We start from the raw sequence: 17,182 nt of genomic DNA, 5'->3' as shown, positions 1-17,182 counted from the left end.
TTATTTCTCCCTCAATTCTTTCCGTCTTCTTAATACTTCTGCTTCCACAATGCTTTCTTTAAGCCATATCGGCGCGTTTTCATGGCTAATAATTTCATCTGCTGACATCCAGAACAGATCATCTACCTCATCAGGACTCTTCCGAAAAGCTTCACCGCTTTCATATTCACATAAAAAAACAATATCAATGACATGAATGCCTTTATCAGTAACAAATGAAGTACTTCTTACATAATGAATATGATCCTTCACTAGAATACCAACCTCTTCGAAAATTTCTCGTTTGACAGTCCGCTCTAAGATATGAGTTGAGTGACCTTCCTGCTCAACTGTGCCGCCAACAAGAGAAAGCTGTCCACCTGCATGTTCTTCTTTCTTACTTCGCTCAATGATTAACCATTGATTTCCTCGAAATAATGCACCTTCCACATTTACGAAAAACAATGAAATTCACCCCCATTATATAATTCACCTTAAGCCAGTCCATTCCTCCTGAAAATGAATATTGATTCATTTTCATACAAAAAAACGCCCCATGTAATGAGGCGCTTACCACTTCAATTATTTCTTCTTCCCTTTTAAATTCACTCCAATAGCAGCTCCGTTGCGGCTGGAGTCTGCCACTCCTTTGAACGTGCCATTTTTGTGATCGATTAAAATACTTTGTACATTTCCAATCGTAACAGGATTTGTGCCAAATTTATGACCCATAGAATTCAGCTTATCGATAACATCTTTGGAGATACCTGATTCATAACGGTAAGAGTTTAAGTTATTTGTGTAGATTCTAGGCTCTTCAACCGCTGCCTTCAGCTCCATATCATACTCAATTGCATGAAGAATCGTTTGTAATACAGATGTGATGATCGTTGCACCACCTGGAGAACCAACAGTTAAAACCGGCTTGTCATCCTTGAATACGATTGTAGGTGTCATACTGCTTAAAGGACGTTTATTCGGCTGCACTTCATTTGCTCCACCAGGAACAGCATCAAAGTCAGTCAACTCATTATTCAAAACAATCCCATATCCTGGAACTACAATTCCGGTACCAAATAATTGCTCAATGGTTGTCGTATAGGAAACGACATTTCCCCATCTGTCTGTAACAGAGAAGTGAGTCGTTTCTCCATATTTACGATCATTTGGCTGTTTTTTCTGTTCATAATTTGCAGCAACTACTGATTCATATTTCCACGGGTTCCCTGCCGTTGGATTCATGTTCACACTATTTAAGCTAATAAGCTTTTGACGCTCTTTAATATAATCTGGATGCAAGAGTCCATTCAATGGTACATTAACAAACTCTGGATCTCCTGCATATGCAGCGCGGTCAGCATATGCAAGATGCATTGTCTCCGCAAGAAGATGATATTTTTGCCATGATCCTACATGATATTGAGATAGGTTAAAATCATCTAATATCTTAAGCATTTGCAGGAGGAACACCCCGCCAGAGCTTGGAGGCGGCATACTAGCAATCTGATAACCTTGATAGTCGCCCCAAATAGGCTTGTCAATCGTTACTTTATATTTATTCAAATCCTCTGTAGTCATTGAACCGCCATATTTTTGAACAGTACTTGCGAGTGCCTCAGCTACCGGCCCCTTATAAAAGGCATCTGACCCTTTTGAGCGAATCAGTTTAAAGGTCTTAGCTAAATCTTTTTGGACAAGTATTTCCCCTTCAAGCAAAGGTTTTCCGTTTGGAAGAAAAATATCTTTTGCTGCTGTTTTCGACAACGTTCCTTTATTATCGGAAATCGCTGCTGCTAACACAGAATCAATCGGAAAGCCTTTATCAGCAAGCTTGATAGCAGGATCTATTAACTGCTGAATTGGGCGAGTTCCCCATTTTTCCAATGCAGTTTCCAGCCCTTTTAACGTTCCAGGTACACCAACTGCTGTTCCTCCTGTCGAACGCTCTGCAAATGGAATAGGATTTCCGTTTTTATCTAAAAACATATTAGGGGTTGCTCCTCGCGGGGCTCTTTCACGACTATTAATGATTGTTGTTTCCTTTGTTTTCCCATCATAAACCATCATAAAACCACCTCCGCCAATTCCTGACATCATTGGCTCTACAACATTCAGTGCAAATTGAATGGCTACAGCTGCATCAATCGCATTTCCACCTTTTTTCAGTACATCAGCACCTATTTCAGATGCTAATGGGTGAGCCGTTGCTACCATTCCGTCCTTTCCAACTGCAACCTGGCTATATTGATCGTAATCAAGCTTTTTCCCTTTGGCTTGAGTGCTAAAAGGGAATGTCCCTACGATCAGAAGGACGCTAAATAAAATGGCTAAACTAGCTTTCCATGTCTTTTTCATCCTTTCCCTCCTCATCTATTTTTACTTCAAATCTATTTTACCAAAGAAAACAGAAAAATTTGAAAATTAAAACTTTAATCCTTGAATTTTAAATACTTTCTCCTATAAGGTCCCCTTCAAAAGTAATGAGTTTGGATTTATACAAGAATCTAATTATAGTCTTATTCTTATATATAATTTACAGATTTTACATTTAATCGTTTATGTTAAGAAAGATTTTCAAAAAATGAACTTTACACAGTGTTGAAGAAAATGGAAAACTAACACCAGTATTCGCAGTCATTTCAGAGACTAAGAAGAGAAAAGCATTTACAATTCTGCAAAAGAACGAGCTGAGGTTCGAAAAAAGGAAAAAAAGATAGTGAAAATAGAACGAAGATATATGGAATAAACCTACCAAAATATTCATTTTTAAGAGCAGCCATCTTGGATCGGAATTCATGGCTGCTCTCTTTTCTGTTTAATATAAAATTTTCACCGGATTCGTAGAGCAAGCCTCGCAGCGAAAGGAAACCGACGACATTTTTTATACAAGGTTGAGAGTAGATACTCAAATTGTTTTTATTTTGTGATAAGCCTTATAAATAGCTAAAAGCGCCATTTATTGTGAAGAGACTTTCTTATTTTCCATAATGAAGTTTAAAGTTTCTCTAATTCCTTCCTCATATGGCGTTTTTGGAACAGGCCCAATCCGTTTTTCATATTTGCTTCCATCTAAAATGACTGGAGTTTCATTTAAATACATCATCTCTACATACTCTCTCATAAATGGATTGAATAGTCCCATTGCTTGAATCATCCACTTATGAACAGGCTTTAATACGACTTCCTTTTCCAAGTAAGAAGACGCAATCCGTTCTATCTCCTTTCCTGAAATGGTTCCAGCCCCAGGAATATTCCAAACTTCTCCGTATGCCTCTTCCTTCAATGCCAAATCTACTAATGCACGAGCTCCATCCTTTATATAAATAAACTCCCTTTGAATATCTGTTTTTCCAACAAATCTTCCGGACTTTTTATTTACTATTTGTTCAAGTGTGTAATGCAATTGGGTATTGCCAGTATATGGACCATAAAAATCTGGATAATGAGCAATGATATAGGGAATATTCGAACTTCCAATTTGATCAAGGAGTCTTTGTCTTAGTTTTCCCTTTTTGGTATGAGGATTTTTCCTAGCTGTTTCTGCTACTCTGGAATTTTGTAATCCATAAGAATAAATATTATCTACGTAAATAAACGGTTTGTTTTGCTCTTGGCATTCATCTAGAACATTAGAAAGTATCGTGTAGAGATTCGGCTCCCAATCTTGATATGGAATATTCATTGTGTGAAAAACGACGTCCGCTTTTGAAACAACCTGAGCTACATCCTGTTGATTCAAAGCATCTCCTTCCATAATATCTGCCTTTGATACTCCCCATTCCAATTGCTTTTTGATTAAGGTTTCTTTAGACCTCGCAAATGCAATCGGTTTAATATTCCTTTCAATCAATGCCTCTGTTAATGCATTTCCCATTCCACCTGTTGCACCTAAAACTGCGGCAGTTTTCATATAATCTGTCTCCTTTTCATAATTAATTAACCACTGTTCAAATATGTGTTTTTAAAAACTTGGCGTTTGCCAAGTCCTATCTGCATATAAAATTCATTATGTATATTAATCAAGTTGAACTCTTATACTATCTAAAAAATTCACTTGCATTTCTTTATTTATTTAATTGCCTTAATTAAAAAGCGTGCATGTGATGAAGCAAGATTCTTCACATCATCAAATTTTATATCTGATCTGCAATAATGGGACACAAAGCCGTGCATACTTATAAATAGAGACCAAATTTCATTTGGCGAAAGCTGTTTAGCGCTCAAGCTGGCAATAGTCTGAGCAAATTTTTCATAGCTATTATTTGGTTTATCTTGAACTTGGCATTGAAGTTCTTCATCACGAATCAAGAACATCACTTCATAATGCTTTTGGTGAGTCAGACCAAATTTAATAAAGCCATACAAAACAGCAAATATTTTTTCATCATTAGAGGACGCCATATCAGCCATTACGTCATCTAGTTCTTGATCAAGCTTTTTGAAATCCGCTTCTACTATTTCATAAAATAGCTCTGCTTTATTTTTGAAATGATAGTAAATGGCACCGTGACTGCATTTCAGGGTTTGTGCAATTTTCCTCATTGAAGTAGAACGATACCCTTCCGTTACAAACAGATCACGAGCTACATCAATAATGGCATCTTTTGTCAATTCATCTTTTGCAAGTTTTCTAGGAGTCATTTCAATCACCTTTCGTTTTGAACACCGGTCAATCAAATTGTATCCCTAATTATTTCATTTTGCAATATTTTTATCATTTTTAAAAAATTCTTTAATTAATTTTAATATTACTTTGTTATGATTAATTCAAATATGAGAAAATTTAGGAGGCAAATATGCAAGAATCAAAATATTGTAAAGAGTCTTTTGTCGTTAAAACAAGTATCGTTCTGCCGCCAGATACGAATTCTTATGGGACATTATTTGGGGGAAAGCTAATGGCTTACATAGACGATGTAGCGGCGATATCAGCGATGCGACATGCCAGAAAAAGTGTTGTAACGGCTTCTACTGATTCAGTAGATTTTCTGCATCCTATTCATGAGGGAGATGCGGTCTGCTTAGAAGCATTTGTTACATTTACAGGAAGAACTTCAATGGAGGTTTTTGTAAAAGTGATGGCGGAAAATTTACTTTCTGGCGTAAGCAATGTATGTGCCATGTCCTTTCTAACAATGGTAGCTGTTGAAGAAGATGGAAAACCAACACCAGTACCTACAGTCATTCCAGAGTCAGAAGAAGAGAAAAGCTTATACAATTCTGCAAAAGATCGAGCTGAAATCAGAAAAAAAAGAAGAATAGATAGTGAAAATAGGGCGAATACATATGGGATAAAGTGAAACTTCCATCAGTGGGGGTTTTTCGACGCACAGGACGTGCTAGTGCCGACGTTGCCACAGGACGTGGCGTTCTTAGTCGGCTTTCATCCCCCACTGATGGTTAGTTGCGGCCCACAGGAAGTGGGTCACACAGACGTTGCCACACGATGTGGCGCTTTTAGTCTGTGTTCATTTTACAAGCCTTTACGGGCAGTTGATCCCCTACTTGGTTTCTTTAATTCTCTCGCAACCTTGAAGAGGGGGTCTTACTGCCCGTTAATCTGCGATAAATAAAAATATGTAATCATTTTTAAGAGCAGCCATTTTGGTTATGGCTGCTCTTTATTTTTATACATTAACAACAAGTTCTTCTACCTTTGGACGAAGCCGATCTTTTGCTCTTTTCATCCGCGTTTTTACTGTTGAAATCGGCAATTTGGTCGTATTGCTAATTTCCATTAATGTTTGGTGATGATAATAGAATAGTAATAAGGGATCCCGATACATTTTCGGAAGTTCCTTCAACGTGTCTTTCATTTCCTCCTGATTGCATTGAGCAATAACCGACTCCTCCGGAAGGTGAACACTATTCGTGTCATTCACATACATATAAACCTTCTCTTCCCAAAAAACTTTCGCGGATTTTTCTTTTCTCCAATAATCACGACATTTGTTCATCGCAATTGTAAATAGCCAGCTCTTGACGTTTGCTCTTTCCTCAAAGGATGGTAATGCCATGAAAGCTGATATTAACACTTCCTGATAAAGATCTTCAGCTAGCTCCTTATGCTGTACTAATGAATAAATATAATTTAATAGAGAGCGGCCATGCTCAATAATACATTCCTCGAAATATTGCTCTATCGCTTGTTTTGAATCTAACTTCACACTGGGTTTCATCTCAAATTACTCCTTACTTACAAATAAAGTGAAACTTCCATCAGTGGGGGTTTTTCTTCATCCCCCACTAATGGTTAGTTGAACCAATCGGGCATTTACGGGCAGTTGATCCCCCACTTACTCTTCTTTGCATACGCGAATCCTTGAAGTGAGGGTCTTACTGCCCGTTAATCTGCGATAAAATAAGCTATTTGTTGATTTCCGCTGCAGGCGCACAAGCGATCGCGGGCGGTCGGGGAGCCTTCTCGTCGAAGAGCGCTCCTGTGGGGTCTCCCCTGGACACGCATTTCCCACAGGACGTTGAATAATCTTCCCCGAATTAACACCGCACGAAGGAAATGCGAATGCATTTTCGAGGATCTCGCGCCTGCAGCGAAAATCAACAACAAAATAGCATTTTCAATACTGAGCTTTAACACAACCAATAAATAAAAAAACATTTCTCATATTAATAGACGAATTTCTTGTGTTCATCCCTACACTTTTAGTTTTAAAAAACAATCATAAGTATCCACTCTCGACCTTGTATGTAAAATGTCGTCGGTTTTATTTCGCTGCGCTGGTGATTACTTCGTACATCAAGGCTTACTCAACGAATCTGACGACAATTTCATTTTCACACAGAAAATGGCTTTCTTAATGAAATTCCTTAACTGGAGCAAGCAGCATGCTAACTCCAATTTTTTTACATATAGTTAAATAGTGCATGAGGAATAAGACGACTGCTCCTGCATTCATACCTATAATGATTCCATCCATTTGAAAGCTTTGCATGGAACCAAGAACATACATGACAGTAAAGGAAACTACCGTTGACCAAACGAAATGATAGACTGCCTCTTTCATTAAACCTAGTCCGATTAAAAAAGCTTGCATTGGAATAATGAAATAATGAAGCAGGAAGAATGGCCAGAGCATTTGCAAGTAAATGGCTGCATCAGATGAGTGGAAAAAGTTTACTGCAATAGGCTCAGCAAATAAATAAAAAAGAGTAACTGCTGGAATTCCGTATATGAATGTAATACCGCATACTTGCTGGAGAAGGATTTGAAGCTTTTCTTTATTTTTCTCAGCATAAGCTTCCGAAACAGTTGGGATAAGCATTATTAAAAAAGAATGTGCAATAAAGGCAGGGAAAAAGCCAATCGTCATTGCAATTCCTGCAAGCATGCCAAAATGCTCCGTTGCCACAATACCACTAACACCAGCTTGTAACAAAGCTGCTTTTATAAGAAATGGCTCGAAAGCATGTGTCAAGGCATGAAATACTCTTAAAGCAGTAGTTGGAATGGAAACAGCCATTAAACTTTTCCACACTGTTCCACCGCTCATTCTTACACTCGGTTCCCTTTTCACCTGCTGGAATTGGATAATAAACATGTGTAAGAGGTACAAAAAGACGACAACCTCACTGCCAATAAATGTACAAAACGCGATAAAAACCGCAGTTTCCGTATCAAATTGAAAGAATTGATAGAGGAAAACTAATAAAATAAGCTGAACAATCTTCCTCACAAAATTATAAGTAGCGATTTTCCCCATCTGCTGCTTCCCCATAAAAAATCCTCTTGTTATGGAGGAAAAAGAAACAATTGGAATGAAGGCAACTACAATCCATCTGAGATATGGGTGATACTGATTAAATACGGAAATAAACGGAATAATCATGATCGCCAGCGGCAGTAGTATTGCTGTGAAAATGATGGTCAATTTAATAACATGGTTAAGCATGCTGTAATGATATTTATTATCCTTTTCAGCTATAAATTTTGAAATAGCGATTGGCAGTTCAAAGCTTGCTAGCAGCACAATTAAAAAAATTGTCGGCAAAATGGACATATACATGCCTAGTCCTCTTTCCCCTAACTCCCTTGCCAAAACAATATTCACCAAAAATTCAATGCATTCACCAGCAAAGGCAGCAACAGCAAGCAATAATGTTCCCCTGAAAAATTTATTCATTTTGCCTCTCCTCATAAGCCTAGTTTGCACGGCAAATTGCCGAGTTCGTATTCTGTATAAGATATGAGACAAGTCCATAAAATATTAAATTGTTTTTCTTTTCGCATTAGAAAAACATAGATGAATGAGTTATTACACTCATATTTTTAACGGATAGGTTCATTACTAATAAAGTGGAACATTAATCAGTTGGGAATTCTAACCCGTTAACCTGAGGAAAATAGGGTTTAGTTCTTTTAATTTTTGCTGAGTTAAAGCCCAGTGTTGATAATGCTATTTTGTTGTTGATTTTCGCTGCAGGCGCGAGAGCCTCAAAAATGCACTCGCATTTCCTTAGCGCGGTGATTATACGGGGAAGATTATTCATCGTCCTGCGGGAGAAGCGAGTCAAAGGGAGACCCCGCAGGAGCGCTCTTCGACGAGGAGGCTTCCGGACCGCCCGCTACGCTTTAGTGCCTGCAGCGAAAATCAACAGGGGAGTTAACATTGCCTTGTTTTTATTACTTTAGATGGGAGCCTTAGAGAATTGAGCTTAAAACATATAACGCTTGACCTTGTTGTTGCCTTCATTTTTATGTTTATTATCGTGAAGATTGTAGGTCGAAAAATAATAAATCAAATTTCGCCTTTTACATTTATTACATCAATTGCCTTAAGCGAAATGCTTGGAAATGCGATGTATGAGGAAAAGATCGGTGTTTTTTATATTATTTATTCAATGAGCTTATGGGGGGCTATGTTACTTACTGTGGAATACCTTGATCGTAAATTTTTATTTTTCCGTGGGCTTACCCATGGAAAACCAATTGCACTTATCAAAAACGGGGTTATCGATAAAGAAGGATTGAAGAAAAGCAGATTGAATATAAATCAGCTTCAGGGCTTGCTTCGTGAAAGCGAAACTTTTTCTATTAGGGAGGTTGCTTTTTGCTATTTAGAGGGAAATGGATCACTCAGCATCCTAAAAAAATCACGATATCAAAAAACAAAACAGGAGAATTTTAATTTCCCCACACAAACTGTTTACATGCCTGTAACACTTATTCGCGATGGAGCCATCCTATGGGACGAATTAAAGGACCTTGGCTTTGACGAATCTTGGTTAAAAAATCAACTTATTTCTAAAGGTGTTACGAATTATGAAGATGTCTTTTTAGCCGAATGGCAAGAAGGAGACGGTATTTTTGTACAATCAATACATGACTAAAAGTGCCTACGAGCGGCTTCAGACACCGCTCGTTTTGCTCGCTTTAGTTATTGTCTACCAAAGAATGCTTAAAAGCATAGATAACAGCCTGAGTACGGTCCTGAACTTGCAGCTTGCTTAGTATATTGCTTACATGCGTTTTAACCGTTTTTAGGGCAATAAACAATTCATCTGCAATTTCCTGGTTTGTTTTCCCTTCTGTCATGAGAAGGAGAATTTCCATTTCCCTATCGGTAAGTTCTTCATGGGGAAGCTGCTGTTTTTTCTGTCTCATTTTCACCATCATTTTTCCAGTTACTTCTGGTTCAAGTACAGATTGCCCACGAAATGTAGAACGGACAGCTTCAGCTATTTCGCTAGCTTTTGAGGTTTTCAGCATATAGCTTGTTGCTCCCGCTTCTAATGCTGGATAAACCTTTTCGTCATCAAGGAAACTTGTGACTATAATGATTTTTGCTTCAGGCCATTGTTCAATTATATTCCTTGTTGCCTCAATTCCGTCCATTTCCTTCATGACTAAATCCATTAAGATAATATCTGGACGCAAGCTCAAAGCCAGATCAATCGCTGTTCTTCCATTGTCAGCCTCACCGATCACTTCAATATCCGGTTGTGCAGACAAGTAAGAAGAAACCCCAATTCTCACCATTTCATGATCATCAACAAATAATACTTTAATCATTGGCTTCACCCTCTTGCTTCATTATAGGAACCTTTACTTCAAGGCGTGTTCCGTTATTTTTCAAACTAATAATTTTGATTGTTCCTCCAACTTCAACTGCTCTTTCATACATATTTTGAAGGCCATAGGATCCTGCTTTTGCTTCTTCAACATCAAAACCAATACCATCATCAACTATGCGTAAAATAACGAAATCGTCTCTCTGAATCAGTAAGACTTCAAGCATCGTTGATTTTGCGTGACGAAGGGTATTGGAAACAGACTCTTGAAGAATTCGGAATAGATGATCCTCGATTCCTTTATCAAGAGGGAAATTCTCTATTTTCCATTTTATTTCCATATTTACTTTTTGAGATAATTCAATCAGTAATTCTTTTATTCCTTCTTGAAGTGATTTTCCTTTTAACGCAACAGGCCTTAAATGAAGGAGAAGCGCTCTCATTTCGAGCTGCGATTGGTGAATCATTTCCTCTACCATTTTTAATTGCTTCGTTTCTCTCTCATCTGTCTGAGGCTTTGCTTCATTAATAGCAGACATCAGCATGGATGCTGCGAATAGCTGCTGACTTACAGAATCATGGAGTTCCCTTGCTAACCGATTTCTTTCCTGTGAAATTATTTCCTGCATCCGATTCTCAATATCCTCTGCTTTTTCAGTAGCTAGCTTTTGTGATAATTTTGCCTGCTCGGTGATTTGTTTTTGGATCTTCCCTATTCTGTTTACAATAGACTCAAGATCTCCAGAAGTATTCATATCTTTTAAATCAATTTGGCGCCCCTCTTCGATTTGATATAGCCAATTATCTACATCATGGATCTGTTTTCTCCAATAAAATCCTGATACTAGGCCAAAGAGGATACCTATAACAATACTTACACTTGGAACGAAGATGATAAATGGGATATCCATGACATCTGTTTCCCATAACATATTCCAATCAATAAGAGGAAAGCGGAAAAGAAAAGAAGCAATAAAGATTGCACAGATTATGATGGACATGATAACTCCCGAACCGATTTGCCGCTGAACAGTATTCATACTCGCTTCACCTCTAAATCGCCAACAAAGATTGAAGTGAAGATTTTGATACGCTGTTCTGCTTGATCATACAGAGGAGTTTGTACCTGTATTGCTTGGTTAATTATTTTCGATTCTTGGTTTTCAAATACTTCAGTTGAACCCGCAATTACAGAGTGATTAACACTAATTTCGATATCATATGGGACAAGAACCTGAACATTGCCTATAAAATTTCGGATAAAAATAACCGTTTCCCCTTTCGGAAGAACTGTATAACTTAAGTCGATTATCGTATCCCCGATTCCTGTTTGAATATTGACATCGTTCCACTCATATACATGATCAGGTGTTTTTTGCTGCCCAAATAAGTGGTTAGAAAAGAGAGGTTTTTTCTTTATGACAGTCTCTTTTTCTAGTTTTATGCTTGGTTCCTTAATAACTGGCTTAATATGCTCAGTTTTTTTCTTCGCCTGGATAAATTGGATAAAGAAATGAATTAAGATGGCAAGCAGGAAAAATTTAATTGTTATCATACTAAAAATACTAATAATCAATAAAATGATACCGAGCCAAAACAAAATTTTTCCTAATGAACGATCCTTCCATTTCCTACCGAAATATATCATCCCAACGTCAACTAGAAGGGAGAAAATCAATCCCCGGTTAAAAAAGGAAAATTCTAAGAAGAGGACGATAATTCCTAGTAATAAAATCCAACTAATGTATTCGCTTTTTATTCTATTTTTCATCGGGCTTCCTCCCTTCTGTGTGATTATTAGAAAAACTTGGCGTTCGCCAAGTTTTTGGCGAATGCCTTAGTTTTTCTTATGCGATCTTATTAGCAGATATTTAATTGAAATCACACTTTGCTTTAATACGTTAATAAACATATACTTTCTTATTAGCTTAGAAAAACTTGGCGTTCGCCAAGTTTTTGGCGAATGCCTTAGTTTTTTTATGCGATCTTATTAGCAGATATTTAATTGAACATACACTTTTACTTTAGTACGTTAATAAACTTAAACTTACCTATTAGCTTAGAAGCGCAATCGCCTTCGGAACGAATTAAGATCAGATTGTGGAACAGACATTTCTCTTACTAAAAAAATGATACTTTCTAATAGCTTCAAAAAGGCGTAGTTGTCCTACGCCTTTTTAGAATACCATGTTTCCCCTATGAAATAGAATGAGTTTCTTTGTTTTTCATATCTTTTTCAATTTGTACAATTCGAGCATCAATTGTGCTGCTATGATAAGAGCTATTTACTTGATGCTCTAAGCGATCTAAATAAGATTCAATTTCTTGGAAACGAGAGTATGATTGATTTGAATAAGTGTCATTATTAAGCACTTGATTCATTTTCACTTCCGCACGAGTCATATTCTCTCTTCCCATTAATTCCATACGACGAATATGCATGTCTTTCAGTTTATGCTTCATTTCTTCATATTTTCTTTCTAGATCAGCAAGCTGCTGAACAGCCTGATTTAGTGCATCCTTTAAGCGAGCTGCACGATCTTCATAATTTGCTTGCTCTTTGGAAGCAAATAAGTACAATTCATTTTCTCCAGCTTGTGAAGCGATTTCCGCTTGACGCTTCCGTTTTCCTGCTAATTCCTCTGCTTGACGGTATTCACGGCTAAACTCTTCTTTTAAAGTATATTGACGCTCTAACAGCTTACGGACTTTTTCGGTCTCAAGCTCGCACTCACGAAGATATTGGTTTAATAATGCAATCGGATTTTTCTTCTCCTTTTTATCCAATACTTCATTGATATCTGCTAATACTGAATTTTTAATACGAGTAAATAAATTTGTCATTTTCTATCTCTCCTTTAGAACATTTTAGGTTAGTTCTTTTTTATTTCTCCCCATTGCTTTTCAAAATTGGCGAAAGGGTCGTTTTCTTCTACTACTGCTGTTTTTGATTTATTCCATTTTTTATATACAAGGTAAAGGACATATGCTGCTGCAATTCCAAGTATTGCCGGGATATTAGAAGCAGATGCCATCAGTGCCATTAATCCAATGATTCCCCAGCCAATCTTCATGAGTGTTGAATCTGTTTTTACAAATTGTTTAAACACGAGGTATAAAATCGCGATGCTAATTGCTAGACCGATTATCGAACCTAAATTCGATAACAGCACAATCGCTGCAATCCCTCCTGCTAAAAGTAAAGCGAATTTTTTCATTTTCGTTTCCTCCTTTCTTGATTACATCTTACCTTTATTTCTTGCTTTCAATAACGAGCTTGAGCTTTATTTTTAGCTAGGACCTGAGACGTAGCAAATTAGTGGTCGGAAGTGGGAGATCGTATTTGAAGCAGAAAGGCAGTTAGCGATATTAGATTTAAAAGTTCATTTACATGAAATGTAATGACTAATCCATACTAGTGATAGGAGGTGTGAAGGAGAACATGAACTTTAAGTGGCTTTGCGGACTTTTACTATTGATTCAACCAAGTTATGCTCAGAATGACTTGTTGATTGAAAGCAAAGGAGAAGTTTTAACGATTATCAATCGGTCAGACTATTTAATTCCCCAGCCTGGTATTCCATTAATAAATTTATCAAATTATAATGAACTCCTTGATAAAATCGACAAACTGACATATATTCCACCAAGAAATGCTTTTATTGATCATACAGGAAGGGTAATTGAGGAACAATTAGGGAGCAGACTGCATCGAAGGGCTTTTAACGATTTATTTTATACATATTTTTATAACTCCAATCCTTCTACCATTGAGGTTCCTACTCTTCCAATTCATCCACGTGTTGATCGGGATATGCTGCTGCATATTCGAGTTAAACAAATTGGTCAATATGTCACTTATTATAACGAGAATAATAAAGCACGTTCTCATAATATTTCTTTAGCAACCGAAGCGATTAATAACTATGTACTATTCCCAGGTGAAACCTTTTCCTTTAATCGGATTGTCGGAAAAAGAACGAAGGAACGAGGATATATGCGTGCGCCTGTTATCGTAAGAGGGGAATTAGCAGAAGATATCGGAGGCGGGATTTGCCAAGTATCTTCGACCCTATTTAATGCAGCTGATCGAGCTGGTTTAGTCATGATTGAGCGTTATTCACACTCCAAAAAAGTTCCGTACGTTCCTCCTGGCCGGGATGCAACTGTAAGCTGGTACGGACCGGATTTCAGCTTTAAAAATAAATATAGCTTTCCGTTGCTAATTCGTGCCAAGGCTATAGGTGGACAAATGATTATCCGAATATTTTCCTCAGATGAAATTGATTATGAACCAAGATTCGTTCCAGGAGCTTCAAAGATGCTTCCAGAAGAAATTCCTACAAAGGAAATGAATTAGAGTGTCTTTGAGAGTGCATGTACAAAGGAGTAATTTTATTTGTAAAAACATTGCTTCTCTTAAGTAATTCGTTTAATCCAGCTGAAACATAGAAGAGTCAGGTGGGATGCTGCCCCACCTGACTAGAAAATTCTATCTGCCGTAAAGCTTACAAACGGAGCCTTCCCTTAATCAACTTTTGAATGTTTACAGAAGTCTTTTAGGACCCACAACTACTCCATCTTCATCTGCATATACATATTCTCCCGGTCTCCAATCAATACCCCCGAATGTAACTGTAATGCCTAAGTCGCCTTTTCCATCTTTTTTGCTTCTTAATGGATTGCTTCTAATTGCTAGAATACCCACATCAAGCTGAGCAAGGTCAGCTGTATCTCTTACACAACCATTAATGATCACACCTGCAAGCTTTCTCCTTACAGCGATTTCACCTAGGCGATCTCCCAGCAAGGCATATCTTTTCGATCCTCCCCCATCGACAATAAGTACATTTCCTTCTGGTATCGTTTCGAGAGATTCCTCGACTAACACATTATCTTCAAATACTCTAACTGTCGAAATAGGGCCGAAAAATTGTTTCTTACCTCCATATGAATGAAACTCCTGCTGACATACTTCTAAATCCATTCCGAATTCATCACAAATATCTGTTGTTTTCCATTTCATCATTTATCCCTCCAAATTAATAAATCCCTAAAAAAGCTTGGCTTTCGGCTGAATCTAGATAGTCAAGGAAAATTCACTTATGTGTATAAAATTACTTACATTTCCCTTTTTGCTAAGAGTACGATAAGTCATTACGGCAGCAATATATACATGTTTAATTCATTCCTTGTGGCAATATTCCCTTTTTTATTGTCAAAATAAATAATCTTAAAGCATATATTTATATTGAATATCCATATTTTCACGTATTTATGAAACTCTCTCTTCTCCAATAAATCCTTAACGCAAATGATATCGTTCGCATGATAAGGGAGGTTAGCTCATGGTTTTAATGCTCATTACAACAATAGGCTTTGTTATTTCATTAGGTATCGTCGGTATTTTACTTTTCTACTTTATTAATAATGCAACAAATCAGGAACACTCAAGTTCTATCGATCCAATACCCCAAAATGAAGATTTTGAGAAGAAAGATTGAAACAAGAACTGGCTATTTTGTGTAGCCAGCTTTTTTAATTCCTCCTTACTTCCTAATACTGTATACAAATGAATGCAATTGGAAAAATTACGTATGACAATGTAGAAGCTTATAGGAGGAAAGATATGACATCAAATAATAAAATGCCGCAGTTCCCAGAGTCTTATTGGAGAGAATTCCCTCTGCCCTCATTCGAAAAGCTAAAGGAGCATACTTCTGTTGATGTAGCAATTGTTGGAGGTGGAATTACTGGAATTACCGCTGGATATCTTCTAATAAAAGAAGGTTTAAAAGTAGCTATTCTAGATGCTGGAAATATTCTAACCGGAACAACAGGCCATACAACAGCGAAACTAACGGCCCAGCATGGATTGATTTATGACGAACTCATCAACCATTTCGGAGTTGAGAAAGCCAAGCTTTATTATGAGGCGGAAAGCAGTGCAATTAATTTTATTAGCAACAAGGTGAAGGAAAAAGGTATAGATTGCGACTTTAGTGAAGAACAAGCATTTATATATGCCACTTCTGATAAGTATGCAAAAAAAATAGAAACCGAAATGGATGCCTATCAAAAGCTTGGGATTAATGGCAGCCTTGTAGATGGCATCCCTTTTGATATTAAAACCAAGGCCACCATTGTCATGAATAATCAAGCTCAATTTCATCCTGTAAAATATATGAAAAAATTATTGGAGGATTTCATTGAAGCTGGTGGAATTGTTTATGAAAAAACGACTGCAACAGATATAGGGGAAAACGATCATCCGGTCGTCATTACGAGGGATGGCCATCGAGTAAACTGCAAACATGTAATTGTTGCCTCTCACTTTCCATTTGTGGATATGATGGGCTTCTATTTTGCAAGAATGTATGTAAGCAGATCCTACGTCCTTGGGGTAAAATCAAAAATGGATTACCCTGGTGGAATGTATTATAGTGCTGATGAGCCTACTCGTTCATTAAGATATACCCCTTTTAATGATGAAAAATTAATACTTGTTGGTGGCGAAGGTCATAAAACAGGTCAGGGCATTGATATGATGAAGCATTATGAGGCACTCGAAGGCTTTGCCGAAGAGGTGCTCGGAATTAACGAATTCCCATATCGCTGGTCTGCACAGGACTTAGTAACACTTGATAAAGTACCATATATCGGCCCAATAACTTCTACTAATCAAAATATTCTTGTTGCCACAGGCTTCCGAAAATGGGGAATGACAAACGGAACTTTTGCAGCAATGCTATTGAAGGATATTATCACTGAAAAAGAAAATAGGTATCGTGAATTATTTGATCCATCGAGATTCCAAGCAGACCCTAGCATAAAGCAAATCATCTCGATTAATACCGATGTAGCCGGACATTTGATAAGTGGAAAACTTGAAGTAGCTCCAAAAGAACCTAGAGACTTAGAAAATGATGAGGGCGCCGTCGTCATGGTGAATGGAAAAAGAGCAGGAGCTTACCGTGATAAGGAAGGAAAACTGCATCTGGTCGATACAACATGTACACATATGGGCTGTGAAACACACTGGAATGATGCTGAGCGAACATGGGATTGCCCTTGCCATGGATCACGATATACGTATGATGGTGAAGTATTGAACGGACCAACGAAAAGGCCATTGAGAAAGGTTGATCTTGATTAAGTAAATAGAAAAATCCTC

The 17,182-nt window shown here is 37.4% G+C and carries 17 protein-coding genes; 5 read left to right on the top strand and 12 right to left on the bottom strand.

The window, feature by feature from the left end:
• The 4 genes from KHA94_RS18380 to KHA94_RS18365 all read right to left on the bottom strand — a co-directional run bounded on the left by KHA94_RS18380 (position 1) and on the right by KHA94_RS18365 (position 4,620).
• Positions 1 to 444: an NUDIX hydrolase gene (locus KHA94_RS18380; protein ID WP_213103581.1), complete on the bottom strand. Its 444-nt coding sequence runs from the start codon at positions 442 to 444 to the stop codon at positions 1 to 3.
• A gap of 117 nt (positions 445 to 561) precedes the next feature.
• Positions 562 to 2,334 carry a gamma-glutamyltransferase gene (gene ggt / locus KHA94_RS18375; RefSeq protein ID WP_213103580.1) on the bottom strand — a complete coding sequence of 591 codons (1,773 nt, stop codon included), beginning with the start codon at positions 2,332 to 2,334 and terminating at the stop codon, positions 562 to 564.
• 601 nt (positions 2,335 to 2,935) lie between these two features.
• Entirely contained in the window at positions 2,936 to 3,889 is a 954-nt protein-coding gene (locus KHA94_RS18370; protein WP_213103579.1) for an SDR family NAD(P)-dependent oxidoreductase, read from the bottom strand.
• Positions 3,890 to 4,047: 158 nt separating this feature from the next.
• Complete coding sequence (locus KHA94_RS18365) at positions 4,048 to 4,620, bottom strand: TetR/AcrR family transcriptional regulator (protein ID WP_213103578.1); 573 nt, start codon at positions 4,618 to 4,620, stop codon at positions 4,048 to 4,050.
• 155 nt (positions 4,621 to 4,775) lie between these two features.
• Here KHA94_RS18365 and KHA94_RS18360 point away from each other — a divergent pair, with 155 nt between their 5' ends.
• A complete protein-coding gene (locus KHA94_RS18360; protein ID WP_213103577.1) occupies positions 4,776 to 5,279 on the top strand; it encodes an acyl-CoA thioesterase in 504 nt (167 codons plus the stop codon).
• 327 nt (positions 5,280 to 5,606) lie between these two features.
• Here KHA94_RS18360 and KHA94_RS18355 read toward each other — a convergent pair whose 3' ends face one another.
• Complete coding sequence (locus KHA94_RS18355; protein ID WP_213103576.1) at positions 5,607 to 6,158, bottom strand: RNA polymerase sigma factor; 552 nt, start codon at positions 6,156 to 6,158, stop codon at positions 5,607 to 5,609.
• Positions 6,159 to 6,794: 636 nt separating this feature from the next.
• On the bottom strand, positions 6,795 to 8,120 hold the full coding sequence (locus KHA94_RS18350; RefSeq protein WP_213103575.1) for a polysaccharide biosynthesis protein: 1,326 nt from the start codon (positions 8,118 to 8,120) through the stop codon (positions 6,795 to 6,797).
• A 526-nt stretch (positions 8,121 to 8,646) separates the two neighbouring features.
• Between KHA94_RS18350 and KHA94_RS18345 the strand changes: the two genes are divergently transcribed.
• The gene (locus KHA94_RS18345) at positions 8,647 to 9,327 is read left to right on the top strand and encodes a DUF421 domain-containing protein (RefSeq protein WP_213103574.1); all 681 of its coding nucleotides are present in this window, start codon (positions 8,647 to 8,649) and stop codon (positions 9,325 to 9,327) included.
• 43 nt (positions 9,328 to 9,370) lie between these two features.
• Here KHA94_RS18345 and KHA94_RS18340 read toward each other — a convergent pair whose 3' ends face one another.
• The 5 genes from KHA94_RS18340 to KHA94_RS18320 all read right to left on the bottom strand — a co-directional run bounded on the left by KHA94_RS18340 (position 9,371) and on the right by KHA94_RS18320 (position 13,226).
• Positions 9,371 to 10,009, bottom strand: a complete 639-nt coding sequence (locus KHA94_RS18340; RefSeq protein ID WP_213103573.1) for a response regulator transcription factor — start codon at positions 10,007 to 10,009, stop codon at positions 9,371 to 9,373.
• Positions 10,002 to 11,048, bottom strand: coding sequence for a sensor histidine kinase (locus KHA94_RS18335; RefSeq protein ID WP_213103572.1), 1,047 nt, complete (start codon positions 11,046 to 11,048; stop codon positions 10,002 to 10,004). Before KHA94_RS18335 ends, KHA94_RS18340 begins: the two co-directional genes overlap by 8 nt.
• Positions 11,045 to 11,779, bottom strand: a complete 735-nt coding sequence (liaF, locus tag KHA94_RS18330) for a cell wall-active antibiotics response protein LiaF (RefSeq protein ID WP_213103571.1) — start codon at positions 11,777 to 11,779, stop codon at positions 11,045 to 11,047. The genes KHA94_RS18335 and liaF overlap by 4 nt, the downstream gene beginning before the upstream one ends.
• Positions 11,780 to 12,204: 425 nt before the next feature.
• Positions 12,205 to 12,852: a PspA/IM30 family protein gene (locus KHA94_RS18325; RefSeq protein ID WP_213103570.1), complete on the bottom strand. Its 648-nt coding sequence runs from the start codon at positions 12,850 to 12,852 to the stop codon at positions 12,205 to 12,207.
• 29 nt (positions 12,853 to 12,881) lie between these two features.
• Entirely contained in the window at positions 12,882 to 13,226 is a 345-nt protein-coding gene (locus KHA94_RS18320) for a lmo0954 family membrane protein (RefSeq protein WP_213103569.1), read from the bottom strand.
• 224 nt (positions 13,227 to 13,450) lie between these two features.
• Between KHA94_RS18320 and KHA94_RS18315 the strand changes: the two genes are divergently transcribed.
• Positions 13,451 to 14,368: a VanW family protein gene (locus tag KHA94_RS18315; protein WP_213103568.1), complete on the top strand. Its 918-nt coding sequence runs from the start codon at positions 13,451 to 13,453 to the stop codon at positions 14,366 to 14,368.
• Between the two features lie 186 nt (positions 14,369 to 14,554).
• On the opposite strand, the gene rraA is transcribed toward KHA94_RS18315, so the two are convergent.
• Positions 14,555 to 15,034, bottom strand: coding sequence for a ribonuclease E activity regulator RraA (gene rraA, locus KHA94_RS18310; RefSeq protein ID WP_213103925.1), 480 nt, complete (start codon positions 15,032 to 15,034; stop codon positions 14,555 to 14,557).
• A gap of 322 nt (positions 15,035 to 15,356) precedes the next feature.
• Here rraA and KHA94_RS18305 point away from each other — a divergent pair, with 322 nt between their 5' ends.
• Both KHA94_RS18305 and KHA94_RS18300 read left to right on the top strand, forming a co-directional pair.
• Positions 15,357 to 15,512: a hypothetical protein gene (locus tag KHA94_RS18305; protein ID WP_213103567.1), complete on the top strand. Its 156-nt coding sequence runs from the start codon at positions 15,357 to 15,359 to the stop codon at positions 15,510 to 15,512.
• A 125-nt stretch (positions 15,513 to 15,637) separates the two neighbouring features.
• Positions 15,638 to 17,164: an FAD-dependent oxidoreductase gene (locus tag KHA94_RS18300; protein WP_213103566.1), complete on the top strand. Its 1,527-nt coding sequence runs from the start codon at positions 15,638 to 15,640 to the stop codon at positions 17,162 to 17,164.
• Positions 17,165 to 17,182 lie beyond the last annotated feature (18 nt).

This window comes from Cytobacillus citreus (genome assembly GCF_018343665.1).
In the GTDB taxonomy this organism is placed as follows: Bacteria; Bacillota; Bacilli; order Bacillales; family Cytobacillaceae; genus Cytobacillus; species Cytobacillus citreus.
Note: the sequence above shows the minus strand (reverse complement) of the source record. Positions and strands in the feature narration are given on the sequence as shown.